Annotated in this window: 26 protein-coding genes; 13 read left to right on the top strand and 13 right to left on the bottom strand. The window is 55.4% G+C overall.

Features of this window, described 5'->3' with window-relative positions:
* Positions 1–7 precede the first annotated feature (7 nt).
* From cyoB to BFV64_RS04895, 5 genes are all read left to right on the top strand, one after another.
* Complete coding sequence (cyoB, locus tag BFV64_RS04915) at positions 8–1,999, top strand: cytochrome o ubiquinol oxidase subunit I (protein ID WP_014168864.1); 1,992 nt, start codon at positions 8–10, stop codon at positions 1,997–1,999.
* Positions 1,989–2,603 (top strand): cytochrome o ubiquinol oxidase subunit III, encoded by a 615-nt coding sequence (locus BFV64_RS04910; RefSeq protein ID WP_008503324.1) that lies wholly within the window; start codon positions 1,989–1,991, stop codon positions 2,601–2,603. The genes cyoB and BFV64_RS04910 overlap by 11 nt, the downstream gene beginning before the upstream one ends.
* Complete coding sequence (locus tag BFV64_RS04905) at positions 2,603–2,929, top strand: cytochrome o ubiquinol oxidase subunit IV (protein ID WP_006176899.1); 327 nt, start codon at positions 2,603–2,605, stop codon at positions 2,927–2,929. Before BFV64_RS04910 ends, BFV64_RS04905 begins: the two co-directional genes overlap by 1 nt.
* Before the next feature lie 11 nt (positions 2,930–2,940).
* Positions 2,941–3,828 carry a heme o synthase gene (gene cyoE, locus BFV64_RS04900; RefSeq protein WP_014882769.1) on the top strand — a complete coding sequence of 296 codons (888 nt, stop codon included), beginning with the start codon at positions 2,941–2,943 and terminating at the stop codon, positions 3,826–3,828.
* Between the two features lie 149 nt (positions 3,829–3,977).
* Positions 3,978–5,339: an MFS transporter gene (locus BFV64_RS04895; protein ID WP_023332232.1), complete on the top strand. Its 1,362-nt coding sequence runs from the start codon at positions 3,978–3,980 to the stop codon at positions 5,337–5,339.
* Between the two features lie 31 nt (positions 5,340–5,370).
* Here the strand turns inward: BFV64_RS04895 and BFV64_RS04890 are convergent, their stop codons facing one another.
* Positions 5,371–5,862: a YajQ family cyclic di-GMP-binding protein gene (locus tag BFV64_RS04890; protein WP_023332231.1), complete on the bottom strand. Its 492-nt coding sequence runs from the start codon at positions 5,860–5,862 to the stop codon at positions 5,371–5,373.
* Between the two features lie 121 nt (positions 5,863–5,983).
* On the opposite strand from BFV64_RS04890, the gene panE reads away from it, so the two are divergent.
* Both panE and yajL read left to right on the top strand, forming a co-directional pair.
* On the top strand, positions 5,984–6,895 hold the full coding sequence (panE, locus tag BFV64_RS04885) for a 2-dehydropantoate 2-reductase (protein WP_023332230.1): 912 nt from the start codon (positions 5,984–5,986) through the stop codon (positions 6,893–6,895).
* Complete coding sequence (yajL, locus tag BFV64_RS04880) at positions 6,858–7,451, top strand: protein deglycase YajL (protein ID WP_014882765.1); 594 nt, start codon at positions 6,858–6,860, stop codon at positions 7,449–7,451. The genes panE and yajL overlap by 38 nt, the downstream gene beginning before the upstream one ends.
* A 132-nt stretch (positions 7,452–7,583) precedes the next feature.
* On the opposite strand, the gene thiI is transcribed toward yajL, so the two are convergent.
* Positions 7,584–9,032, bottom strand: coding sequence for a tRNA uracil 4-sulfurtransferase ThiI (gene thiI, locus BFV64_RS04875; protein WP_014882764.1), 1,449 nt, complete (start codon positions 9,030–9,032; stop codon positions 7,584–7,586).
* 191 nt (positions 9,033–9,223) lie between these two features.
* Here thiI and xseB point away from each other — a divergent pair, with 191 nt between their 5' ends.
* The 4 genes from xseB to BFV64_RS04855 all read left to right on the top strand — a co-directional run bounded on the left by xseB (position 9,224) and on the right by BFV64_RS04855 (position 13,290).
* Complete coding sequence (gene xseB, locus BFV64_RS04870) at positions 9,224–9,466, top strand: exodeoxyribonuclease VII small subunit (protein ID WP_008503331.1); 243 nt, start codon at positions 9,224–9,226, stop codon at positions 9,464–9,466.
* On the top strand, positions 9,467–10,366 hold the full coding sequence (ispA, locus tag BFV64_RS04865) for a (2E,6E)-farnesyl diphosphate synthase (protein ID WP_014882763.1): 900 nt from the start codon (positions 9,467–9,469) through the stop codon (positions 10,364–10,366). It begins immediately after the preceding gene.
* Positions 10,367–10,390: 24 nt separating this feature from the next.
* Positions 10,391–12,253 carry a 1-deoxy-D-xylulose-5-phosphate synthase gene (gene dxs / locus BFV64_RS04860; RefSeq protein ID WP_023332229.1) on the top strand — a complete coding sequence of 621 codons (1,863 nt, stop codon included), beginning with the start codon at positions 10,391–10,393 and terminating at the stop codon, positions 12,251–12,253.
* 62 nt (positions 12,254–12,315) lie between these two features.
* Positions 12,316–13,290: an aldo/keto reductase gene (locus BFV64_RS04855; RefSeq protein ID WP_014882761.1), complete on the top strand. Its 975-nt coding sequence runs from the start codon at positions 12,316–12,318 to the stop codon at positions 13,288–13,290.
* A 441-nt stretch (positions 13,291–13,731) separates the two neighbouring features.
* Here BFV64_RS04855 and thiL read toward each other — a convergent pair whose 3' ends face one another.
* From thiL to nrdR, 5 genes are all read right to left on the bottom strand, one after another.
* Positions 13,732–14,703 (bottom strand): thiamine-phosphate kinase, encoded by a 972-nt coding sequence (gene thiL / locus BFV64_RS04850; protein WP_069601778.1) that lies wholly within the window; start codon positions 14,701–14,703, stop codon positions 13,732–13,734.
* A 77-nt stretch (positions 14,704–14,780) separates the two neighbouring features.
* The gene (gene nusB, locus BFV64_RS04845) at positions 14,781–15,200 is read right to left on the bottom strand and encodes a transcription antitermination factor NusB (protein ID WP_014882759.1); all 420 of its coding nucleotides are present in this window, start codon (positions 15,198–15,200) and stop codon (positions 14,781–14,783) included.
* 21 nt (positions 15,201–15,221) lie between these two features.
* Positions 15,222–15,692, bottom strand: a complete 471-nt coding sequence (ribH, locus tag BFV64_RS04840) for a 6,7-dimethyl-8-ribityllumazine synthase (protein ID WP_014882758.1) — start codon at positions 15,690–15,692, stop codon at positions 15,222–15,224.
* Positions 15,693–15,779: 87 nt separating this feature from the next.
* On the bottom strand, positions 15,780–16,883 hold the full coding sequence (gene ribD / locus BFV64_RS04835) for a bifunctional diaminohydroxyphosphoribosylaminopyrimidine deaminase/5-amino-6-(5-phosphoribosylamino)uracil reductase RibD (protein ID WP_032637351.1): 1,104 nt from the start codon (positions 16,881–16,883) through the stop codon (positions 15,780–15,782).
* A gap of 4 nt (positions 16,884–16,887) precedes the next feature.
* Positions 16,888–17,337 (bottom strand): transcriptional regulator NrdR, encoded by a 450-nt coding sequence (gene nrdR / locus BFV64_RS04830; RefSeq protein ID WP_008503337.1) that lies wholly within the window; start codon positions 17,335–17,337, stop codon positions 16,888–16,890.
* Between the two features lie 152 nt (positions 17,338–17,489).
* Between nrdR and BFV64_RS04825 the strand changes: the two genes are divergently transcribed.
* Positions 17,490–18,029, top strand: coding sequence for a SadB/YajI family lipoprotein (locus tag BFV64_RS04825; RefSeq protein ID WP_014882756.1), 540 nt, complete (start codon positions 17,490–17,492; stop codon positions 18,027–18,029).
* A gap of 270 nt (positions 18,030–18,299) precedes the next feature.
* On the top strand, positions 18,300–19,184 hold the full coding sequence (locus BFV64_RS04820; protein WP_014882755.1) for a nucleoside-specific channel-forming protein Tsx: 885 nt from the start codon (positions 18,300–18,302) through the stop codon (positions 19,182–19,184).
* A gap of 144 nt (positions 19,185–19,328) precedes the next feature.
* On the opposite strand, the gene BFV64_RS04815 is transcribed toward BFV64_RS04820, so the two are convergent.
* The 6 genes from BFV64_RS04815 to tgt all read right to left on the bottom strand — a co-directional run bounded on the left by BFV64_RS04815 (position 19,329) and on the right by tgt (position 24,884).
* Positions 19,329–20,009 carry a helix-turn-helix transcriptional regulator gene (locus BFV64_RS04815; RefSeq protein WP_014882754.1) on the bottom strand — a complete coding sequence of 227 codons (681 nt, stop codon included), beginning with the start codon at positions 20,007–20,009 and terminating at the stop codon, positions 19,329–19,331.
* A gap of 14 nt (positions 20,010–20,023) precedes the next feature.
* A complete protein-coding gene (locus BFV64_RS04810) occupies positions 20,024–20,389 on the bottom strand; it encodes a VOC family protein (protein ID WP_014882753.1) in 366 nt (121 codons plus the stop codon).
* A 155-nt stretch (positions 20,390–20,544) separates the two neighbouring features.
* Positions 20,545–21,516 carry a protein translocase subunit SecF gene (gene secF / locus BFV64_RS04805; protein ID WP_014882752.1) on the bottom strand — a complete coding sequence of 324 codons (972 nt, stop codon included), beginning with the start codon at positions 21,514–21,516 and terminating at the stop codon, positions 20,545–20,547.
* A 10-nt stretch (positions 21,517–21,526) separates the two neighbouring features.
* Positions 21,527–23,374 carry a protein translocase subunit SecD gene (gene secD / locus BFV64_RS04800; protein WP_071890803.1) on the bottom strand — a complete coding sequence of 616 codons (1,848 nt, stop codon included), beginning with the start codon at positions 23,372–23,374 and terminating at the stop codon, positions 21,527–21,529.
* 27 nt (positions 23,375–23,401) lie between these two features.
* Complete coding sequence (gene yajC, locus BFV64_RS04795; RefSeq protein WP_000007630.1) at positions 23,402–23,734, bottom strand: preprotein translocase subunit YajC; 333 nt, start codon at positions 23,732–23,734, stop codon at positions 23,402–23,404.
* Positions 23,735–23,756: 22 nt separating this feature from the next.
* On the bottom strand, positions 23,757–24,884 hold the full coding sequence (tgt, locus tag BFV64_RS04790) for a tRNA guanosine(34) transglycosylase Tgt (RefSeq protein WP_059372393.1): 1,128 nt from the start codon (positions 24,882–24,884) through the stop codon (positions 23,757–23,759).

Raw genomic sequence — 24,884 nt, 5'->3', positions numbered from 1 at the left:
GAAGAAAATGTTCGGAAAATTGACACTGGATGCAGTGCCCTACCATGAACCGATTATCGTGGTTACGGTGGCTGCAATTATCATTGGTGGCGCGGCCTTACTGGCCCTGATCACTTACTTCGGTAAGTGGAGCTACCTGTGGAACGAGTGGCTGACTTCGGTTGACCACAAAAAACTCGGTATCATGTACTGCATCGTCGGTATCGTCATGTTAATTCGTGGCTTTGCGGATGCGATCATGATGCGTAGCCAGCAAGCACTCGCTTCTGCGGGTGAAGCCGGCTTCCTGCCGCCGCACCACTACGATCAGATCTTTACCGCTCACGGCGTTATCATGATCTTCTTCGTAGCGATGCCGCTGGTTATCGGTCTGATGAACGTGGTCGTTCCGCTGCAAATCGGCGCGCGCGACGTGGCGTTCCCGTTCCTGAACAACCTGAGCTTCTGGTTCACGGTTGTCGGCGTTATCCTGGTTAACCTGTCACTGGGTGTGGGCGAATTCGCGCAGACCGGCTGGCTGGCATACCCGCCGCTATCAGGAATTGAGTACAGTCCGGGCGTTGGCGTTGACTACTGGATCTGGGCGCTTCAGCTCTCCGGTGTCGGTACCACCCTGACCGGTATCAACTTCTTCGTGACCATTATCAAGATGCGTGCCCCTGGCATGACCATGTTCAAGATGCCGGTATTTACCTGGGCATCTCTGTGCGCCAACATCCTGATTATTGCCTCTTTCCCAATTCTGACCGTCACCATCGCGCTGCTGACCCTGGACCGCTACCTGGGTACCCATTTCTTCACGAATGATATGGGTGGCAACATGATGATGTACATCAACCTGATTTGGGCCTGGGGTCACCCGGAAGTGTACATCCTGGTTCTGCCTGTCTTCGGTGTGTTCTCCGAAATCGCGGCAACCTTCTCGCGTAAACGTCTGTTTGGTTACACCTCTCTGGTGTGGGCAACCGTGTGTATTACCGTTCTGTCGTTCATCGTTTGGCTGCACCACTTCTTCACCATGGGTGCGGGCGCGAACGTAAACGCCTTCTTCGGTATCACTACTATGATTATCGCCATCCCGACCGGGGTGAAGATCTTCAACTGGCTGTTCACCATGTACCAGGGCCGTATCGTGTTCCACTCAGCGATGCTGTGGACCATCGGCTTCATCGTGACCTTCTCCGTAGGTGGGATGACCGGTGTACTGCTGGCGGTACCAGGTGCTGACTTCGTTCTGCACAACAGTCTGTTCCTGATTGCGCACTTCCATAACGTTATCATCGGTGGCGTGGTCTTCGGCTGCTTCGCGGGCGTAACCTACTGGTGGCCAAAAGCGTTCGGCTTCACGCTGAACGAGAAATGGGGTAAACGCGCGTTCTGGTTCTGGATCATCGGCTTCTTCGTGGCATTTATGCCGCTGTACGTGCTGGGCTTCATGGGTATGACCCGTCGTCTGAGCCAGCAGATCGATCCGCAGTTCCACCCAATGCTGATGGTTGCAGCGGGCGGTGCGGTGCTGATTGCCTGCGGTATCGCGTCTCAGCTGATTCAGTTCTACGTGTCTATTCGCGACCGCGATCAGAACCGTGACCTGACCGGTGACCCATGGGGTGGCCGTACGCTGGAGTGGGCGACCTCTTCTCCACCGCCTTTCTATAACTTTGCCATCGTGCCGCAGGTTCATGAACGCGACGCATTCTGGGAAATGAAAGAAAAAGGTGAAGCGTACAAGCAACCTGCTCATTACGAAGAGATCCATATGCCGAAAAACAGCGGTGCGGGCATTGTCATTGCCGCCTTCGCTACGGTATTTGGTTTCGCAATGATCTGGCACATCTGGTGGATGGCGATTGTTGGCTTCGCTGGCATCGTAATCAGCTGGATTGTGAAGAGCTTTGACGAGGACGTGGACTACTACGTACCAGTCCGTGAAGTTGAAAAGCTGGAAAATCAGCATTTCGACGAGATTTCTAAAGCGGGGCTGAAAAATGGCAACTGATACTCTGGCGCACTCAACTGCCCACGCGCATGAACATGCGCACCACGATACAGGACCGACCAAAGTCTTCGGTTTCTGGATCTACCTGATGAGCGACTGCATTCTGTTCTGCTGTCTGTTCGCGACCTATGCCGTTCTGGTGAACGGCACAGCGGGCGGCCCGACCGGCAAGGACATCTTTGAACTGCCGTTCGTTCTGGTTGAAACCGCACTGCTGTTATTCAGCTCTATCACCTACGGCATGGCGGCTATCGCCATGTACAAAAACAACAAGAGCCAGGTTGTCTCCTGGCTGGCGTTGACCTGGCTGTTTGGTGCTGGATTTATCGGGATGGAAATCTATGAATTCCATCACCTGATTATGGAAGGCTTTGGTCCGGATCGCAGTGGCTTCCTGTCCGCGTTCTTCGCGCTGGTCGGTACCCACGGTCTGCACGTGACCTCGGGTCTGATCTGGATGGCAGTACTGATGTTCCAGATCTCCCGTCGCGGCCTGACCAGCACTAACCGTACCCGTATCCTGTGCCTGAGCCTGTTCTGGCACTTCCTGGACGTGGTGTGGATCTGTGTGTTCTCTGTTGTCTATCTGATGGGGGCGATGTAATGAGTCATTCTAACGATCATGGCGCTTCCCATGGCAGCGTAAAAACCTACATGACAGGTTTCATCCTGTCGATCATCCTGACGGTGATCCCGTTCTGGATGGTGATGAGCGGTTCTGCGTCTAAACCGGTTATCCTGGGAGCAATCCTGGTGACCGCGGTGATTCAGATTCTGGTGCATCTGGTTTGCTTCCTGCACATGAACACCAAGTCCGATGAAGGCTGGAACATGACGGCCTTTATCTTTACCGTGATTATCATCGCTATCCTGGTAGTCGGTTCCATCTGGATTATGTGGAACCTCAACTACAACATGATGGTTCACTAAGAGCGGCGAGTATGTTTAAGCAATACCTGCAAGTAACGAAACCAGGCATCATCTTTGGCAACCTGATCTCCGTGATCGGAGGGTTCCTGCTGGCCTCTAAAGGCAGCATTGATTACGCCCTCTTTATTTACACGCTGGTCGGTGTGTCACTGGTTGTTGCGTCCGGTTGTGTATTTAACAACTACATCGACATGGATATCGACAAGAAGATGGAAAGGACCAAAAATCGGGTGCTGGTGAAAGGCCTGATCGCCCCTTCCGTCTCGCTGGTGTACGCCACCTTGCTGGGTATTGCTGGCTTTATGCTGCTGTGGTTTGGTGCTAACCCACTGGCCTGCTGGCTGGGGGTGATGGGGTTCGTGGTCTATGTGGGCGTCTACAGCCTGTATATGAAACGTCACTCCGTCTACGGCACGCTGATTGGTTCTCTCTCCGGCGCTGCGCCGCCGGTGATTGGCTACTGCGCCGTCACGAACGAGTTCGACAGCGGTGCGCTGATCCTGCTGGCTATCTTTAGCCTGTGGCAGATGCCGCACTCCTATGCCATCGCGATTTTCCGCTTTAAGGATTATCAGGCAGCGAACATCCCGGTTCTGCCGGTCGTGAAGGGCATTTCGGTTGCCAAGAACCACATCACGCTTTACATCATCGCCTTTGCCGTGGCAACGCTGATGCTCTCTCTGGGTGGTTACGCCGGGTATAAATATCTGGCGGTAGCGGCTGCGGTGAGCGTCTGGTGGCTTGGCATGGCGCTGCGCGGATACAAAGTGGAAGATGACAAAGTCTGGGCACGTAAGCTGTTTGTGTTCTCCATTGTCGCCATCACTTCTCTGTCCGTGATGATGTCCGTGGATTTCATGGTGCCAGATTCGCACAACCTGCTGACTTACGTCTGGTAAGCGACAACAGGTCAATAAAAGGGTGCTTCGGCACCCTTTTTTATTCACAAAATCAATTAATAACGCATGTAATATTTGTTAAATAAGCCCTTATTTACCCCGCCCCTTCCCCGCACTACACTATGGCCTGCTTTTGAACTGAGGTGGTAATGAACGATTATAAAATGACGCCAGGCGAGCTACGCGCGACCTGGGGCTTAGGGACTGTCTTCTCGCTACGGATGCTCGGCATGTTTATGGTCCTGCCTGTTCTGACCACCTACGGCATGGCGCTGCAGGGGGCGAGCGAGGCATTGATTGGCCTGGCCATTGGCATTTACGGTCTGGCCCAGGCGGTCTTCCAGATCCCGTTTGGCCTGCTCTCTGACCGGGTTGGCCGCAAGCCACTGATTGTCGGTGGCCTGCTTATTTTTGTTCTGGGCAGTGTGATTGCCGCCCTCTCCCACTCCATCTGGGGGATTATTCTTGGCCGCGCCCTTCAGGGCTCCGGCGCGATTGCTGCCGCCGTGATGGCGCTGTTGTCCGATCTCACCCGCGAACAGAACCGGACTAAAGCGATGGCGTTCATCGGCGTTAGCTTTGGCGTCACCTTCGCCATTGCGATGGTACTGGGCCCGATAATCACCCATGCGCTTGGCCTGCACGCGCTGTTCTGGATGATTGCCGTGCTGGCAACCCTCGGTATTGCCTTAACCCTGTGGGTCGTCCCGGACAGCAAAAACCACGTCCTCAACCGTGAATCGGGAATGGTAAAGGGCTGCTTCAGCAAAGTGCTGGTTGAGCCACGCCTGCTGAAGCTTAACTTCGGCATTATGTGTCTGCACATACTCCTGATGTCGACCTTTGTCGCCCTTCCCGGCCAGCTGGCCGCTGCGGGCTTCCCGGCAGCCGAGCACTGGAAAATCTATCTGGTCACGATGCTGATTTCCTTTGTCTCCGTCGTGCCATTCATCATCTACGCTGAAGTGAAGCGCAAGATGAAGCGCGTCTTTATTGGCTGCGTAGCACTGTTGCTGATAGCTGAGATTGTGCTCTGGGGTGCCGGCCCGCACTTTTGGGAGCTGATTGCCGGCGTGCAGCTGTTCTTCCTGGCGTTTAACCTGATGGAAGCCCTGCTGCCGTCGCTGATCAGCAAAGAGTCCCCTGCCGGTTACAAAGGCACGGCGATGGGCATCTACTCCACCAGCCAGTTCCTCGGCGTGGCCATTGGCGGCTCGCTTGGCGGCTGGGTGGACGGTCTGTTTGACTCTCAAACCGTGTTTCTCGCGGGCGCACTGCTGGCGACAGTCTGGCTGCTGGTCGCCAGTACCATGAAAGAGCCGCGCTACGTGAGCAGCCTGCGGGTAGAAATCCCGGATGATGTTCAGATTAGCGACGCGCTGAAACAGCGTCTGGAAGCAAAAGAGGGTGTGACGGAGGTCCTGATTGTCCCGGAAGAGCGCAGCGCTTACGTCAAGATAGACAGCAAAATGACCAACCGCTTCGAAGTGGAGCAGGCCCTGAAAGCATGAAAAAAGCCCGGTTGAACCGGGCTTTTTGGTATTAATCGCGGAAGTTTTTAAACTGGAACGGTTGTCCCAGATCGCTGCCACGCACCAGCGCCATCACGGACTGCAGGTCATCGCGGGACTTGCCGGTGACGCGAATCTCTTCACCCTGGATCTGCGCCTGCACCTTCAGCTTGCTGTCTTTAATGAGCTTCACGATCTTCTTCTGCACCGCGCTTTCAATGCCCTGCTTCAGTTTAGCTTCAACGAACCAGGTTTTACCGCTGTGCACAAACTCTTCCGGCACATCCAGAGAGGCCCCTTCAATGCCGCGTTTTAACAGCTTGGCGCGCAAAATGTCGAGCAGCTGATTCACCTGGAAATCAGACTCGCTCAGCACCTTAATGGTCTTATTTGCGTCGTTCAGCTCAAACGACGCCTCAACGCCACGAAAATCGAAACGTGACTCAACTTCGCGGGTTGCGTTCTCAACGCCGTTGCGAACTTCCTGGATATCAACTTCGGAAACAATATCGAAAGATGGCATCTTTTCTTCTCCCTTCACTTTTGTTGCGTTGCATAATACCCGCTACGAGGCATAACTCAACAGAAGCTTAGCTGTATAATTAAGCTGTAACACCTGGCGCAGTTGCAGGTGAGGAGGAACAATGAAAATTACAGTGCTCGGATGCGGAGCGCTTGGTCAGCTATGGCTGACCGCGCTGTGCAAGCACGGACATGAGGTTCAGGGCTGGCTGCGCGTGCCCCAGCCCTATTGCAGTGTAAACCTGATTGGTGAAGACGGAAGCATCTTTAACGAATCCCTCACCGCGAACGATCCCGATTTCCTGGCGCAAAGTGACCTGTTACTGGTGACGCTTAAAGCGTGGCAGGTCTCAGACGCGGTGAAGACGCTGGCTGCGCAACTCCCCTCCACTTCCCCTATACTGCTGCTGCATAACGGCATGGGGACCATTGATGAGCTGAAAAGCGTCCCGCAGCCCCTGCTGATGGCGACAACCACGCAAGCAGCCCGTCGCGACGGCAACATCATCGTGCACGTCGCCAGCGGCGTGACCCATATGGGACCGGCCAGAACACAGGATGGCGACTACAGTTATCTTGCCGATGTGCTGCAGAAGGTGTTGCCGGACGTCGCCTGGCATAACACTATTCGCCCTCAACTCTGGCGCAAGCTTGCCGTGAACTGCGTGATCAATCCGCTGACGGCACTGTGGAACTGCCCGAATGGGGAGCTGAAAAACCATCCGCAGGAGGTTGCATCACTGTGTGCTGAAGTCGCGTCGGTCATTGAGCGGGAAGGTCTGCATACCTCGGCAGAGGATTTGCGCGGTTATGTCGAGCAGGTTATTGAGAGTACGGCAGAAAATATCTCCTCAATGTTGCAGGATGTCCGGGCATTACGCCACACAGAAATCGACTACATTACCGGCTATCTGCTAAAACGTGCCCGAGCACATGGCATCGCCGTGCCGGAAAACGCCCGTTTGTATGACCTGGTTAAACGTAAGGAGAGTGAATATGAGCGCGTCGGCACTGATCTGCCTCGCCCCTGGTAGCGAAGAGACAGAAGCGGTCACCACCATTGATTTGATGGTGCGCGGCGGTATTGAGGTGACGGTCGCCAGCGTTGCCAGCGATGGCAGTCTGGCGGTGACCTGCTCGCGCGGCGTGAAACTGCTTGCGGATGCGCCGCTTGTGCAGGTGGCCGACGGGGATTACGACATCATCGTCCTGCCCGGTGGCCTGAAGGGTGCGGAATATTTTCGCGACAGCCCGCTGCTGGTCGAGACCGTGCGTCAGTTCCACTTATCGGGTCGTATCGTCGCCGCCATCTGTGCCGCCGCCGGAACAGTGCTGGTTCCGCACGATATTTTCCCTATCGGCAATATGACCGGCTACCCCGGTCTGAAGCAGACCATCCCGGAAGACCAGTGGGTGGACAAACGCGTCGTGTGGGATCCACGCGTCAACCTGCTGACCAGCCAGGGCCCCGGCACCGCGATTGATTTTGGTTTGAAGATTATTGACCTGCTGGTCGGGCGCGAAAAAGCGTACGAGGTGGCATCATCGCTGGTGATGCCGGCGGGAATTTATAACTACTATGAAGAGTAGTGCGTAAAAAAGCCGGGTGGCGCCAGGTTAAAGCAAAACGGCAACCAAAGGTTGCCGTTTTTTATGTTTTCTCCCTCTCCCCGCGGGAGAGGGCCGGGGTGGGGGCATCAGGCCGCATTCCCGGGCAAAAAACTACGGGCGATACACCTTCACATTCGCAAAGCCCTGCTCGCGCAGATACAGTGCCTGCAGGCGGCTCATCACCCCACGCTCACACCACAGCAGATACGTTTTGCTCTGGTCGAGATCGCCAAATTTGGTGCTCAGCTTGTAGAACGGCAGCGACACCACTTCAACGCCTTCCACCTGCAGCGGCTTGTCGTCCTGCTCATCAATAGAGCGGATATCCAGAATCGCATCGTTAGCGCCGAAACCGCTTACGGTTTCCACTTCGACGACGTCCTGCTCGGTCTGCTGGGCGATTTCGCGGATATCAATATTGGACGCTTCCGCCACCACTTTATCCAGGATGCTGAAATCGAAGTGCTCTTCTTCGGCTTCGATCTTCGCCTTCACCGCTTTGACGGTCGGGCTTTTTGAGATCACACCGCAGTATTCCGGCATGGTACGGGCAAAATCTTCGGTGCCGATTTCACGTGCCAGATCGATGATGTGCTCTTTATCGTGGGAGATCAGCGGACGCAGGATCAGCGTATCAGAGACGTTGTCGATCAGACGCAGGTTGGTCAGCGTCTGGCTGGAGACCTGCCCCAGCGCTTCGCCGGTGACCAGCGCCTGCACGCCGTAGCGCTCAGCCACTTTGGATGCCGCACGTACCATCATGCGCTTCAGGATAACGCCCATCTGGCCGTCGTCCACTTTCTCAAGAATTTCGCCCACTACCGGCTCGAAGTTGATCGCCACAAAACGCACGCGGTGGGAGCTGCCGAAGCGGTTCCACAGGTAATGCGCGACCTGGCGAACGCCGATTTCATGCGCCGCACCGCCCAGGTTAAAGAAGCAGTAATGGACGCGACAGCCGCGGCGCATCAGCATATAGCTGGAAACGCCGGAGTCGAAGCCGCCGGAGATCAGAGACAAGACATCTTCCTGGGTGCCGATCGGGAAACCGCCGATACCTTCATAACGACCTTTCACCAGCAGCAGGCGATCGTTTTCGATCTCCAGGTTAACCGTCACGTCCGGGTGCGTCAGACGCACGCGCGCAGACTCGACGTGCTGGTTCAAACCGCCGCCAACGTAACGTTCCACTTCAATGGAGCTGAATTCGTGCTTGCCGCGACGTTTCACGCGTACGCAGAAGGTTTTGCCTTCGATCTGATCGCGGTACTGAACCAGCGCTTTCTCGAAGATATCGTGCATATCGCTGAACGGGACGTCTTCCACTTCCAGAATATGGTGGATCCCCGGAATACGGGTCAGCGCGTCGCGAATATCCTGACGTTTGTTTTCGTCTTTCGCACGGACTTCAACGTGGTCCCAGTGGCGCACCACGGCGAGCGTTTCGTCGTAGTGCTTTAATACGTTACGAATGTTCCCGGTGAGAATTTTAATAAAGCGCAAACGCACAGATTGGCTTTTGATGGTGATTTCAGGGAACAATTTAATGATAAACTTCATGGCGGCAATGTTTCTTAGGCAAGCGTATTAAGGCTTGTAATGGAAAAGAGTACAGCAGCCCACACCCGTGGCTGCATCCAGGCGCGCAAGTATACCACCATCGCGCCGCTCCTGTGCACATTGCGCGTTATTTGCTTATCCGCCCGAGTCCGTTACCATGTCGGGGCGAAGAATATAAGAGTCAATTCACTATGCCGAAGAAGAACGACGCACCGGCCAGTTTCGAAACTGCGCTGAGTGAACTGGAGCAAATCGTTACCCGTCTTGAGAGCGGCGATCTCCCGCTGGAAGAGGCGCTCAACGAATTCGAACGTGGCGTGCAGCTGGCGCGACAGGGGCAGGTCAAACTGCAGCAGGCCGAGCAGCGCGTGCAGATCCTGCTTTCCGACAGCGAAGACGCGAAAACTACGCCTTTCACACCGGACGCCGAGTAAATGGATTTTGCCAACGAGCTTCAGGCGCGTGTAGTTCGCGCCAACGACGCCCTGCGCCGTTTTATTGCACCACAGCCTTTTCAGAACACTCCTCTGGTTGAGGCCATGCACTATGGCGCACTCTTGGGTGGAAAGCGCCTGCGCCCGTTCCTGGTGTACGCCACAGGCAATATGTTTGGTATCAGCGATAACACGCTGGACGCCCCGGCTGCCGCCGTTGAGTGCATCCATGCCTATTCGCTGATCCACGATGATTTACCGGCGATGGACGACGACGACCTGCGTCGCGGTCAACCTACCTGCCATATCAAGTTTGGCGAAGCGAATGCCATTCTGGCGGGCGATGCCCTGCAAACGCTGGCGTTCTCTATTTTGAGCGATGCGCCGATGGCGGAAGTGGCTGACCGTGACCGCCTGGCAATGATTTCCGAACTGGCGATGGCCAGCGGCGTGGCCGGCATGTGCGGCGGACAAGCGCTGGATCTTGAAGCGGAAGGACGTCAGGTTAATCTGGAACAGCTGGAGCGTATTCATCGCCACAAAACCGGGGCATTGATTCGTTCTGCCGTTCGCCTGGGCGCGCTGAGCGCGGGTGAACAAGGGCGCAAAGCCTTGCCGACGCTGGACAGATACGCAGAAAGTATCGGTCTGGCATTCCAGGTTCAGGATGACATTCTGGATGTGGTGGGCGATACTGCAACATTGGGTAAACGTCAGGGTGCGGACCAGCAGCTTGGCAAAAGTACCTACCCCGCCCTGCTGGGTCTTGAGCAAGCCCAACGTAAAGCCCGGGATCTGATTGACGATGCCCGCCAGTCGCTAAATGTACTGGCCGCACAATCGCTGGATACCTCGGCACTGGAAGCGCTAGCGGACTATATAATCCAGCGTGATAAATAAACTATATATCTCGATGAGCCTTTGATGAGTTTTGATATTGCCAAATACCCGACACTGGCGTTAGTTGACTCCACCCAGGAGTTGCGTCTGTTGCCGAAAGAGAGCCTGCCGAAGCTGTGCGACGAGCTGCGTCGCTACCTGCTCGACAGCGTAAGCCGCTCAAGCGGCCATTTCGCCTCCGGGCTTGGCACGGTAGAACTGACCGTGGCGCTGCACTATGTCTATAACACGCCGTTCGATCAGCTTATCTGGGACGTGGGCCACCAGGCCTATCCGCACAAAATTCTGACCGGACGTCGCGATAAAATTGGCACCATTCGTCAGAAAGGTGGCCTGCATCCGTTCCCGTGGCGCGGTGAGAGCGAGTATGACGTGCTGAGCGTCGGCCACTCCTCCACCTCCATTTCTGCGGGCATCGGTATTGCCGTTGCCGCCGAAAAAGAGAATAAACAGCGCCGCACCGTCTGCGTGATTGGTGACGGTGCTATCACCGCCGGGATGGCCTTTGAGGCCATGAACCATGCGGGTGATATCAAACCGGACATGCTGGTTATCCTCAACGATAACGAAATGTCGATTTCCGAGAACGTCGGTGCGCTGAACAACCATCTGGCGCAGCTGCTTTCCGGTAAGCTTTACTCCTCGCTGCGTGAAGGCGGTAAAAAAGTCTTTTCCGGCGTACCGCCGATTAAAGAGCTGCTCAAGCGCACCGAAGAACACATCAAAGGCATGGTCGTGCCGGGTACGCTGTTTGAAGAGCTGGGCTTTAACTATATTGGCCCGGTTGACGGCCATGACGTGCTGGGCCTGGTCACCACCCTCAAGAACATGCGCGACCTGAAAGGCCCGCAGTTCCTGCATATCATGACCAAAAAAGGGCGTGGCTACGAACCGGCGGAAAAAGATCCGATCACCTTCCACGCGGTACCAAAATTCGACCCGTCCAGCGGCTGTCTGCCAAAAAGCAGCGGCGGTATGCCGAGCTATTCCAAAATCTTCGGCGACTGGCTGTGTGAAACCGCCGCGAAAGACAACAAGCTGATGGCGATCACCCCGGCCATGCGTGAAGGCTCCGGCATGGTGGAGTTCTCCAGAAAATACCCTGACCAGTATTTTGACGTGGCGATTGCCGAGCAGCATGCGGTGACGTTCGCAGCGGGCCTGGCCATTGGCGGTTACAAGCCGGTGGTCGCTATCTATTCTACCTTCCTGCAGCGCGCCTACGATCAGGTGATTCATGACGTGGCCATCCAGAAGCTGCCGGTGCTGTTTGCGATCGACCGTGCGGGCATCGTCGGCGCTGACGGTCAGACGCACCAGGGCGCATTCGATCTGTCGTTCCTGCGCTGTATTCCGGATATGGTCATCATGACGCCAAGCGACGAAAACGAATGTCGTCAGATGCTGTTTACCGGCTATCACTATCAGGATGGCCCTAGTGCGGTGCGCTACCCACGCGGCAATGCGTTGGGCGTTGAGCTGAAACCCCTGGAAAAACTGACGATCGGTAAAGGTCTGGTGAAACGTCGCGGTGAGAAAGTGGCGATCCTGAACTTCGGTACGCTGATGCCAGAAGCTGCGAAGGTCGCTGAAACGCTAAACGCTACCCTGGTGGATATGCGCTTCGTGAAGCCGCTCGACGAATCTCTGATTTTGAATTTGGCCGAGACGCATGACGTGCTGGTCACCCTGGAAGAAAACGCCATCATGGGCGGTGCGGGAAGCGGCGTGAACGAGGTGCTGATGGCAAACCGCAACGTCGTGCCGGTGTTGAACCTCGGCCTGCCGGATCATTTCATTCCTCAGGGTACCCAGGATGAAGCCCGTGCGGCTATTGGCCTGGACGCCGCCGGTATTGAAGCCAAAATCCGCGCCTGGCTGGACTAATCCCTCCCCTTTTTCGCTCCTGCTATGCTTAAACGTATTGTTTAAACAGCAGGAGCGGAACCATGCAATACACCACATTAGGAAAAACCGACCTTAAGGTTTCCCGGCTTTGCCTGGGCTGTATGACTTTTGGCGAGCCCGAACGAGGGAACCACGCCTGGACGTTGCCGGAAGAGAGTAGCCGTCCGATTATTAAACGCGCTATCGAGGGCGGCATTAACTTCTTCGACACCGCCAACAGCTACTCCGACGGCAGCAGCGAGGAGATTGTCGGTCGTGCCCTGCGTGACTTTGCGCGTCGGGATGACATTGTGGTCGCCACCAAGGTGTACTACCCGTCAGGTGACCTGACTCAGGGCCTTTCTCGCGCGCAGATCCTGCGCTCTATTGATGACAGCCTTAGACGCCTGAACATGGATTACGTCGACCTGCTGCAAATTCACCGCTGGGATTACAACACGCCGATCGAGGAGACGCTTGAAGCGCTCAACGAGGTGGTGAAAGCCGGTAAAGCTCGCTATATCGGCGCGTCGTCTATGCATGCGTCGCAGTTTGCACAGGCGCTGGATCTCCAGGCGCAGCACGGCTGGGCGCGTTTTGTCACCATGCAGGATCACTACAACCTGATCTATCGTGAAGAAGAACGTGAGATGCTGCCACTGTGCTATCAGGAGGGCGTGGCGGTGATCCCGTGGAGCCCGCTGGCGCGCGGACGTTTAACCCGTCCATGGGGAGAAACCACGGCTCGTCTGGTCTCAGATGAAGTCGGAAAAAATCTCTACGACGGTACAGAAGCCAGCGATGCGTTAATTGCCGAACGCTTAGCCGGGATTGCCGACGATACGGGAGCCACCCGCGCACAGGTGGCGCTGGCGTGGCTGCTGAGTAAGCGCGGGGTCGCGGCACCGATTATCGGGACGTCCAGGGAAGAACAGCTGGATGAACTGCTGAGTGCAGTGGATTTATCCCTGACGCCGGAGCAGATTGCCGAGCTCGAAACGCCGTATCAGCAGCATCCGGTGGTGGGGTTTAAATAAGCCCTCATTCTAACCCTGTCCCAAAGGGCTGGGGTGAGGGGGAACATACGGCTGTGGTGGTCATTCCGTTCACTTTATGTTCCTTGCTACTCTGTAACGACATGACCAGTGAACGTGCCAGGGTGGCTCAATCGCCACCACCCTGGCAACCCGGGCTCCCGGCGGTAAATCGCCGCTTCGCGGTGCCTTCGGCTTATTCCTTCCGGCTTATCGGGTACGGGCGGAGGTAACGTCCCTGTAAAGCCCGCCCTCTCGGCGCATCCATGCGCCTCGCCCCGGCCTTACGGAAACGCCTCAGCGATTTACAGCCGGACCAGAGCATCGCTGAAAGCCTTACATCGTTCTTAAATAACCTTATTGCTGCTTAAAAATGGGAGAGGGAACGAAATCCGTAGGCCGGGTAAGGCGGAGCCGCCACCCGGCAATACAGAGCGCACAAAATTAACTGAAGTGATCGTACCCTTTCCAGTCGAGCGTGACCGGGGCACCGTCCTGCACAAACTTCAGCCCTTCGCTCTCCGGCATGATCTGCCCGATGCAGGTAAATTTCGCGCCGAGATGCGCTAACGCCACATCCAGCGTGCCACGGTTCAGCTCAGGTACCGTGAAGCACAGTTCGTAATCCTCACCACCGGAAAGCGCCCAGCGCAGGGCCTGCTCAGGCTCCACGTGGCGAAGCAGTTGCTCTGATAGCGGGAACAGATCCAGGTCGATGCGCGCGCCCACGCCGCTGGCCTTCAGAATATGGCCAAGATCGGAGATCAGCCCGTCGGAGAGATCGATAGCCGAGCTTGCCCGTTCCCGTAGCGCCTGCCCATGCAGAATACGCGGGGTGGGTCGCAGATGGCGTTTCACCAGATACGCCGCGTCGTCAGCATCCTTCACGGTCAAGCGATCCTGAAGAATAGCCAGCCCCGCAGCGCTGTCTCCCGGTGTACCGGTCACGTAGATCCAGTCACCTGGTTTTGCGCCCGTGCGTTTGAGCGCCCGACCGAGGGGCACATAGCCATGGATCGCCAGCGTCATCGACAGCGGCCCTGCAGTAGTATCACCGCCAATCAGCTGCATATCGTAGTAGTTCAGCTGTTCAAACAGCGCATCGCTAAAGGCTTCAAGCCAGGTTTCATCGACCTCGGGCAGCGTCAGGGCCAGCGTTAGCCATGCCGGATCGGCACCCATCGCGGCCAGATCGCTGACGTTGACCGCCAGCGCTTTATACGCCAGATCGGCAGGATCGATATCGGGTAAAAAATGACGTCCGCACACTAAGGTGTCGGTGCTGATTGCCAGCGTCTGTTTTTCGGGAATATTGAGAAGTGCACAGTCATCGCCAATGCCGGTTTCAACATCAAGACGAGAGGTTCTGACACGGTCGAAATAACGGGCAATCAGGGAGAATTCGCCGCATGCCATACGTTATGCCTCAGCAAATAAAAGAAAAAACCGGAGCCGCACTGCCTGTCAGGCAATGCAGGACTCCGGTTTGCGGATCACTTTTTGTGGGGACGGATCGCAGGTGCAGCTTTATCAAGAACGCCGTTAACAAATTTGTGGCTGTCTTCAGCGCCGAAGGTTTTTGCCAGTTCGATCGCTTCGTTGATGGCCACTTTGTACGGCACATCATCACGTTTAGACAGCTCAAACAGCGCGATACGCAACACTGCTTTTTCCACCTGACCCAGCTCTTCGAGCAGACGGGACAGGTATGGCTTCATCAGACCATCGAGATACGCGCTATTAGTCGCCACTCCCGACAGCAGTTCACGGAAGTACAGAACATCGACGTCTTTCACGTCCTGTTCTGACAGGAACTGGTACTCAACATCGGCGATGTCGTTGTGGGACAACTGCCAGGAGTAAAGTGCCTGAACGGCACATTCACGGGCGCGGCGACGAGCAGCAGGTTTCACGGAATTCCCCTTACAAAAAAATCAGGCCTTGATGGCTTTCAATACATTGATCATTTCAAGCGCGGTCAGTGCAGCTTCTGCACCTTTGTTACCGGCTTTGGTGCCAGCACGTTCGATGGCTTGTTCAATACTTTCGGTGGTCAGCACGCCGAACGCGACAGGAATTTCAGCATCCTGCGCAACGTGTGCCAGACCATTGCTTGCACCGCCCGCAACGTATTCGAAGTGCGCAGTGCCGCCACGAATAACAGTACCCAGCGCGATCACCGCGTCGTATTTACCGGTTTTCGCCAGCGCGCCCGCTGCCAGTGGCAGCTCGTAAGCGCCTGGAACCCAAACAACGGTAATGTTCTCATCTTTCACCTGACCGATACGTTTCAGGGCGTCAATCGCACCTTCCAGCAGGCTGTCGTTGATGAAGTTGTTGAAACGCGCAATGGTGATGGCGACGCGAGCGTCCGGGGTAGCTACAGCAGCTTCAATAATGTTCATACTCTTCCTTTACGGGTTCATTTGGCCCCGCAGGGGGGCGGATTTTATCATAATACTTTGCGCACTGCTTCCCTATTTCAGGAGCAATTACGCTGTCGTTAAATGGAGGCAGACATCCGGGCCTACAGGACGAATCTCGCTGAATGTGAGTTGCGGTGCGTCGGCCAGTTTTTCAAGGCCAGGCAGCACAAACAGGCCGCGCGCGTCGTGGCCTAACAGTTTAGGCGCAACGTATACAATCAGTTCATCCACCAGCCCGGCCTGCAACAGCGCACCCGCGAGCGTGGGTCCCGCTTCTACCCAGATGCTGTTCACCTGCTGCTTGCCGAGCAGCATCATCAGCACCACTAAGTCGAGGCGACCGTTGTGCTCAGGTACCATAATGCTACGCACGCCCTCTGGCCATTCGCGCGTATCTTCTTTGGTACGGGCAATCCAGGTTTCACCCGGCTGCTGCACGATGCGATGTTCCGGCGTTATGCGGTTCTGGCTATCAATGACAATACGCAGCGGCTGACGCAGGTTCTCCTGCGGGTAAAGCGCCTGAGTATCGGCATTCAGTTCGTCCCAGCGCACGGTCATAGCCGGATCGTCAGCCAGAACGGTTTCACTGCTGGTGAGGATAGCATGGCTTTGCGCGCGAAGACGTTGCACATCGCGCCTTGCCTGGGGCGAGGTGATCCACTGGCTTTCACCGTTTGCCATCGCCGTACGACCGTCCAGCGAGGCGCCCAGCTTAAGCTGGATATACGGGAACCCGGTGCGCATGCGCTTCAGAAAGCCTTTGTTGATCGCTTCGGCGTCCTGCATCATCAGCCCATGACTGACGTCAATGCCTTCCTGCTGCAGGCGATACAGACCGCGTCCGGCAACCTGCGGATTCGGATCCTGCATCGATGCCACCACGCGGGAAACCCCCGCAGCAATCAGCGCGTCGCAGCACGGTGGGGTACGCCCGTGGTGGCTGCAGGGCTCCAGCGTTACGTAGGCGGTGGCACCGCGTGCCTTCTCACCTGCCATCCGCAACGCATGGACCTCGGCGTGCGGCTCGCCGGCACGATAGTGGAACCCCTCCCCCACGATCTCGCCATCTTTAACGATCACGCACCCGACGTTCGGATTGGGATGGGTAGTAAAACGCCCGCGCTGCGCCAGCTTCATGGCTCGCGCCATGTAAATCTCATCCTGCATGAGCTTAATCCTGTAAGCGGGCGATCTCTTCGCCAAACTCTTTGATATCTTCGAAACTGCGGTAGACAGAGGCGAAGCGGATATAGGCGACCTTATCGAGCTTTTTCAGCTGCTCCATCACCAGGTTGCCGATCATCTTGCTTGGCACCTCGCGCTCGCCCAGACCACGAAGATAAGATTTTATGTGGTTTAACGCCATTTCGACGTCATCCGCGCTGACGGGACGTTTTTCCAGGGCCTTCAGCATCCCGCTACGCAGCTTCTCTTCGTTAAACGGCTCGCGCACATCGTTACTTTTTACCACGCGCGGCATTACCAGCTCAGCAACCTCAAAGGTCGTAAAACGCTCGTTGCACACCAGACACTGCCGACGACGGCGTACGGATGACCCTTCGCCTACAAGACGCGAGTCGATGACTTTGGTATCCACAGCGGAGCAGAATGGGCAATGCATACGGTATCCCTGTTATCCGGTTAACTGAGTTTCATTTTACCCTGATCTGGCCTGACAACAAAGGAAGAGCTTTTTGAGACAAAGGATCTATGTCTGACGGCACGTTGCTGGCTACCATTAGGGAGATCCGTTATTTCAAGGAAATAAACGCTATGACAAGACGTTACCTGAGAATTTTACTGGTGGGGAGCCTCTTCACCCTCAGTGCCTGTGCACAGCAAACCGAAGTCCGTCAGATGAAACAGAGTGTGAATACACTTAATACGGCGATGGACAAACTGAACAAAGAAACGGTGAAGATCACCCAGCAAAACGCGCTGAACGCCAAATCCAGCAGCGGGGTATACCTGCTGCCTGGCGCGAACACACCTGCGCGGCTGAATAGCCAGATTGGCACGCTGAAAATGTCGCTGGTCAATGTGGCAGCGAATGCAGATGGTACGCGCGCAACATTGCGCATTCAGGGAGAATCCAACGATCCGCTGCCCGCTTTTAGCGGCACCGTTGAGTGGGGACAGATCCAGGGCACGACGGAGAATTACCAGGAAGTGAACGTGAAGAACCAGCTCTTCACCGCCCCGGCCAGCGTTTTAGCGCCCAGTGATGTGGATATTCCGCTGCAGTTAAGCGGCCTTACGCCAGAACAGTTAGGCTTTATCCGCATTCACGACATCCAACCCGCCGCGCAGTAAACCCTTCCTTCTGAGCGGAGTGAAATGTCACTCCGCTAACATTTACATTTCGTATGGATTGGCAACATAAATGATTGCCGCTACAATCCCGGCCGTTTAAAGTACGCAAACGTGAACGCAATCGATTACGCGTGTGATAGATATGTGAAACAACACATATTTTTGTGAGCAAGGATTCCTATAATAGGCTCCGCAGAAACACGAAATATTTAGAAACGCAATTCGCGCATTTTTCACTCCCGGAAGGGAATTTCAATCAGTGGCATGATTATGAAAAAAACATTACTCGCAGCTGGCGCCGTGCTGGCACTGTCCTCCTCTTTCACTGTTAACGCAGCGGAAAACGACAAACCACAATATCTCTCCGACTGGTGGCACCAGAGCGTTAACGTGGTTGGTAGCTATCACACCCGTTTCGGACCACAGATCCGCAACGACACCTACCTGGAATACGAAGCATTTGCCAAGAAAGACTGGTTTGATTTCTACGGCTACATGGATGCTCCGGTCTTCTTCGGCGGTAACACCGATGCAAAAGGTATCTGGAACCACGGTTCTCCGCTGTTTATGGAAATCGAACCACGCTTCTCTATCGACAAGCTGACCGGTACCGATCTGAGCTTTGGTCCGTTCAAAGAGTGGTACTTCGCAAACAACTACATCTACGATATGGGCCGCAACAAGTCCGGTCGTCAGAGCACCTGGTACATGGGTCTGGGTACGGACATCGATACTGGCCTGCCAATGAGCCTGTCCCTGAACGTTTATGCTAAGTACCAGTGGCAGAACTACGGTGCGGCAAACGAAAACGAGTGGGACGGCTACCGTTTCAAAGTGAAATACTTTGTGCCAATCACTCAGCTGTGGGGCGGCAACCTGAGCTATATCGGCTTCACCAACTTTGACTGGGGCTCAGACCTGGGCGATAACGACTTCCGCGATCTGAACGGTAAGAAAGCACGTACCAATGATTCTATCGCGTCCAGCCACATCCTGGCGCTGAACTACGATCACTGGCACTATTCCGTGGTTGCGCGTTACTGGCACAACGGTGGTCAGTGGAACGACGATGCCAGCCTGAACTTCGGCAACGGCGATTTCAGCGTTCGTTCTACCGGATGGGGTGGCTACCTGGTCGTGGGTTACAACTTCTAACCCGTGCGGGACTGTGCGGGCTGATGCCCTCACCCTGCCCCTCTCCCACAGGGAGAGGGAACAAATACTAAAAACGGCAACATACGTTGCCGTTTTGCTTTTACCTCGCCGCCGGGCAAAAAAGCCAGCTCAAGAGCTGGCTTTTTATTGCTTAACCTTGCGCAAAAAATCCGCCAGAGACCTGTCCGCACTTTCGCTAAACCGTCTCTCCGTCTGCACGATATTGAGACATCTGTCGAGTCGGAAACAGCGATAGTCATCGCGCCGTTCACACCACGCCGCCAGCAGCCAACGCTCTCCCCAGAAGAACAAGCCCAGCGGCTGAACCTCACGCTTTGAAAGCTGCCCGGCTTCATCACGGTAATGCAACGCCAGCACGTGCTGGGCGGAAATTGCCTGATGAATCATGTCAAAATCGCTGCGGGAGTGGCTTTGCATGCAGAAATCCGGGGCATAAATCCGCGTCTGCTCCGCCTTTCGACGACTCTCCTCAGGCAGGATCGCCAGCACTTTCTCCTGGGCCGACTCCAGCTCGCGCGACAGCGATTCTCCTCCCCAGGTCTTGAGCAGGCGAATTGCGACGATCAGCGCCTCAGACTCCTTATTTGTCAGCATCAGAGGCGGCAGATCAAAACCCGACATCAGCCGGTATCCGCTTCCCGCTTCGCCTTCCACCGGCACGCCGGAGAGCGACAGATCGCGGATATCGCGGTAGACCGTGCGCTCGGAGACGCCAAGCCTGTCCGCCAGATGCGCTGCCGTCGTCAGACGCCTGCCCCGCAGGATTTGCACAATCTGAAACAAACGGTCAGCGCGTCGGGTCATATCGTATTACGCTCTCAGGCAGGTTGATGGAGGCCGACGCGGTTACCTTCGCTGTCGATAAACAAAGCAATGGTGCCAATACCATCCGGCAGTTCCAGCGGGCCAAACACGCACTCGCCGCCCGCGGAGGCAATGCGATCGAGCGTAGCCGTCAGGTTATCCGTATGCAGATAGATAATAGCGCCCTGCTGCGACGGCGAAACGCCCTCAAATTTTGCCAGCGCGCCGCCGGTGGCCGGATCGTCATGCGGGAATACCGCGAGCTCTGCCATGTCCATTTTCTCACGTCTCAGCTGGACCTGCATGACTGGCTCATAAAATTTGATGGCGCGATCCATATCTACCACGGGAATTTCAAACCAGTTAATCACACTTTTCATACATCCTCCTGACTGTTGTTTGGGTTCGAAAAGAGTCTACGACAGGGCTCCTGACAGCATACTGTCAGGAGTGTTTGTCAGGAGTGTTTGTCAGGAGCAGATAAAAAAAATCCCGGTCAACCGACCGGGATTTCGATAACACGCTATTCGACGCCTTACGGCAGAATGGACGGCTGATCCGCCCCTTCTTTCTCAACCTTCTGCTGGAGCAGGTGCTCGCGCTTCATGCCGAGTTTCAATGCCAGTGCGGATGCGACGTAGATAGACGACGCCGTACCGATGGAGACACCAATCAGCATGGTCAGCGAGAAGCCTTCCAGTACCGGGCCACCGAACAGGAACAGCATCAGGATCACCATCAAAGTGGTACCGGAGGTGATCAGGGTACGGTGCAGCGTCTGGGTCAACGACACGTTAAAGATTTCGTACGGCGTACCGCGACGGATCTTACGGAAGTTTTCACGGATACGGTCAGATACCACGATACTGTCGTTCAGTGAGTAACCGATAACGGACATCAGAGATGCCACGATGGTCAGGTCAACCTCAATGTGGAACAGCGACAGAACCCCCATGGTGATCACCACGTCGTGCGCCAGGGCGATAACCACCCCGGCCGCCAGTCGCCACTCGAAGCGGAAACCGACGTACACCAGGATGGAGATCAGCGCCACCAGCAGCGCCATTGCACCGGTCTGCGCCAGGTCCGCACCCACGCTCGGGCCGACAAACTCAATACGCTTGACCGCCGCGTTCTGGCTGGTTGTTTCGTTAATCACGTTAACAACCTTGCTGCCTAGCTCCTGGCTGCCGTTAGCATCGTGTACCGGCGGCATACGCACCATGATGTCACGGCTGCTGCCGAAGTTCTGCAGCAGCGGCTCTTCAAAGCCGGCTTTCTGCAGAGACAGACGCATCTGGTCCATATCGACCGGTTTTTCCAGGGAGATCTCGATAACCGTACCACCGGTGAAATCCAGACCCCAGTTAAAGCCTTTCACGCCCATAACGACGATGGACAGAATCAGCAGTAAACCTGAAATGCCGAAGGCCCAGTAGTCCCAGCGCATAAAGTCCCAGACTTTACGGCCATGGTTCAATTGTTCAACAGTATATTCCTGTGCCACAACGCACTCCTCAGATAGACAGCTTTTTGACGCGCTTGCCGCCGTACAGCAGGTTCACGATGGCACGGGTGCCGACAATAGCGGTAAACATTGACGTTGCGACACCGATACCGGTAGTAATCGCAAAGCCTTTGATCGCGCCAGTACCCACTGCATACAGGATAAGAACCTTAATCAGTGTTGTTACGTTCGCATCGAAAATAGAGCTGAACGCGCCTTTATAACCTTCGTCAATCGCCTGCTGAACAGAGCGACCGTTGCTCAACTCTTCTTTGATACGTTCGTTAATCAGTACGTTGGCGTCGACCGCCACCGCAAGGGTCAGAACGATACCCGCAATCCCCGGCATGGTCAGCGTCGCCCCTGGCAGCAGGGACATAATGCCGATGATCAGCACCAGGTTGGCGACCAGCGCACTGGTCGCAATCAGACCAAACTTCTTATAGAAGAAGATCATGAAGAGGATAGAGACCACCAGACCGGCCAGACACGCTTCCAGACCCTGTTGGATGTTCTGCATCCCCAGCGTTGGACCAATGGTACGTTCTTCAACAATCTGAATTGGCGCAATCAGCGCACCGGCACGCAGCAGCAGAGAGAGCTGACGCGCTTCGTTCGGGTTGCTAATACCGGTAATACGGAAGCTGTTACCCAGACGAGACTGGATATTGGCGATGTTAATCACCTCTTCCTCTTTCACCAGCACTGCACGACCGTTCGCATCTTTCTTACCGCTGTCTTTGTACTCCACGAACAGGGTGGCCATCGGTTTACCGATGTTGTCCTTGGTGAAGTTAGACATGATGTTACCACCCGCGCTATCCAGCGAGATGTTAACCTGCGGCTGGTTGTATTCGTCCTGGCTGGAAGTGGAGTCGGTAATATGGTCACCAGTCAGAATGACGCGTTTGTACAGCACAACGGGCTGACCTTCGCGGGTCTGTTTCACTTCGGAGTCACCCGGAATACGGCCTGCTGCGGCAGCGGACTGATCGACGTTAGAGTTAACCAGACGGAATTCCAGCGTTGCGGTCGCACCCAGAATCTCTTTCGCACGCGCAGTGTCCTGAATACCCGGCAGTTCAACCACGATACGGTCAGCACCCTGACGCTGTACCAGCGGCTCAGCCACGCCCAGTTGGTTTACACGGTTACGCAGAATGTTGATGTTCTGCTGAACGGCATATTCACGCGCTTCTTTCAGACGCGCATCGGTCATCACCGCGCGCAGCTGGTTGCTGCCCTGAGAGGTGATGACCAGGTCACGGTGACGTTGGGTCAGGTAATCTACAGCCTGATCGCGCGCCGCACTGTCGCGGAACGTGATGCTCATACCGTAGTTATCTTCTTTACGCACGGTAGTGTAAGGGATGCCTTTGTCGCGCAGATCGCTGCGCAGGCTGTCGATATTCTGTTCCTGCAGCTTGCCGAGCGCGGTATCCATATCCACTTCCATCAGGAAGTGAACACCACCACGCAGGTCAAGACCCAGTTTCATCGGCTCTGCGTTCAGCGCAGCCAGCCAACGCGGGGTTGCAGGAGCAAGGTTAAGCGCCACGACATATTTGTCACCCAGCACGCCCATCAGCGCTTCGCGAGCGCGGAGCTGCGTGTCGGTGGTGTCGAAGCGAGCAAGAATTGCACCCTCTTCCAGAGCCACAGACTTAGCGGTAATTTTTTCTTCTTGTAACGTTTTCTGGACCTGGATCAGCGTTTGCTCACTGGCGGCGACACCGCGCGCGCCAGTGATTTGAACGGCCGGATCCTCACCATACAGGTTGGGAAGCGCGTACAGCAGGCCGACGAGAATCACGACGACCAGCATGATGTACTTCCACAAAGGATAACGGTTTAACACGGCAGTTCCCTTTGGGAAAAGTTGGGATTACAGCGCCTTCATGGTGCCTTTCGGCAGAACGGCAGCTACGAAGTCACGTTTGATAACCACTTCAGTGGTGTCGTTCAGGGCGATTGCAATGTAGCCACTTTCAGCCACTTTGGTTACGCGACCGACCAGACCACCGTTGGTCAGCACTTCATCGCCTTTCGCGATGGAGTCCATCAGCTTTTTGTGCTCTTTGGTACGCTTCTGCTGTGGGCGGAGGATCATGAAGTAGAAGATCAGACCGAACACAACCAGCATCAGGATCAGAGACATCGGGCTGCCCTGCGCCGGAGCACCTGTTGCCGCTACCGCATCAGAAATAAAAAAGCTCATTCAAATTCCCTCATTATTAAAATTAAACAACGTTCAACGGTGGTACATCCCGCCCCTGACGTTGGTAGAAATCGGTCACGAAGCTCTCTAATTTACCCTCTTCGATAGCCTTACGTAAACCAGCCATTAAGCGCTGATAATAACGAAGATTATGAATGGTATTGAGACGCGCGCCCAAAATCTCGTTGCAACGATCGAGATGATGCAGATACGCGCGGGAATAATTGCGACAGGTATAGCAATCGCACTCGGAATCGAGCGGGCTGGTGTCACTCTTATGCTTCGCGTTACGGATTTTCACCACGCCGTCAGTCACGAACAGATGACCGTTACGTGCGTTACGGGTTGGCATGACGCAGTCGAACATATCGATGCCGCGACGTACGCCTTCCACCAGATCTTCTGGTTTACCCACCCCCATCAGGTATCGTGGTTTATCCGCCGGGATTTGCGGGCAGACATGCTCCAGAATGCGGTGCATATCTTCCTTCGGCTCACCCACAGCCAAACCGCCGACAGCGTAGCCATCAAAACCTATCTCTACCAGACCTTTAACGGAGATATCGCGTAAATCTTCGTAAACGCTGCCCTGGATAATGCCGAACAGCGCATTTTTGTTCTGCAGGGAGTCAAAACGGTCGCGGCTACGCTTCGCCCAACGCAGAGACATCTCCATAGAGCGTTTCGCGTAGTCCCAGTCAGCCGGGTATGGCGTACATTCGTCGAAGATCATCACGATGTCAGAACCGAGATCGTACTGAATCTCCATCGACTTTTCTGGATCGAGGAAAATCGGATCGCCGTTGATCGGGTTACGGAAGTGAACGCCCTGCTCGGTGATCTTGCGGATATCCCCCAGGCTGAAAACCTGGAAACCGCCGGAATCGGTCAGGATTGGGCCTTTCCACTGCATGAAGTCGTGCAGGTCACCGTGCAGCTTCATGATCTCCTGACCCGGGCGCAGCCACAGGTGGAAGGTGTTACCGAGGATAATTTGTGCGCCAGTGGCTTCAACTTCTTCCGGCGTCATCCCTTTTACGGTGCCGTACGTACCCACAGGCATAAACGCGGGGGTTTCCACCACGCCGCGATCAAACACCAGACGACCGCGACGCGCGCGGCCATCGGTGGTATCGAGTTCAAATTTCAT

The sequence above is a fragment of the Enterobacter kobei genome, from assembly GCF_001729765.1.
Taxonomy (GTDB): domain Bacteria; phylum Pseudomonadota; class Gammaproteobacteria; order Enterobacterales; family Enterobacteriaceae; genus Enterobacter; species Enterobacter kobei.
This window is presented reverse-complemented; position numbering and strand designations above follow the sequence as displayed.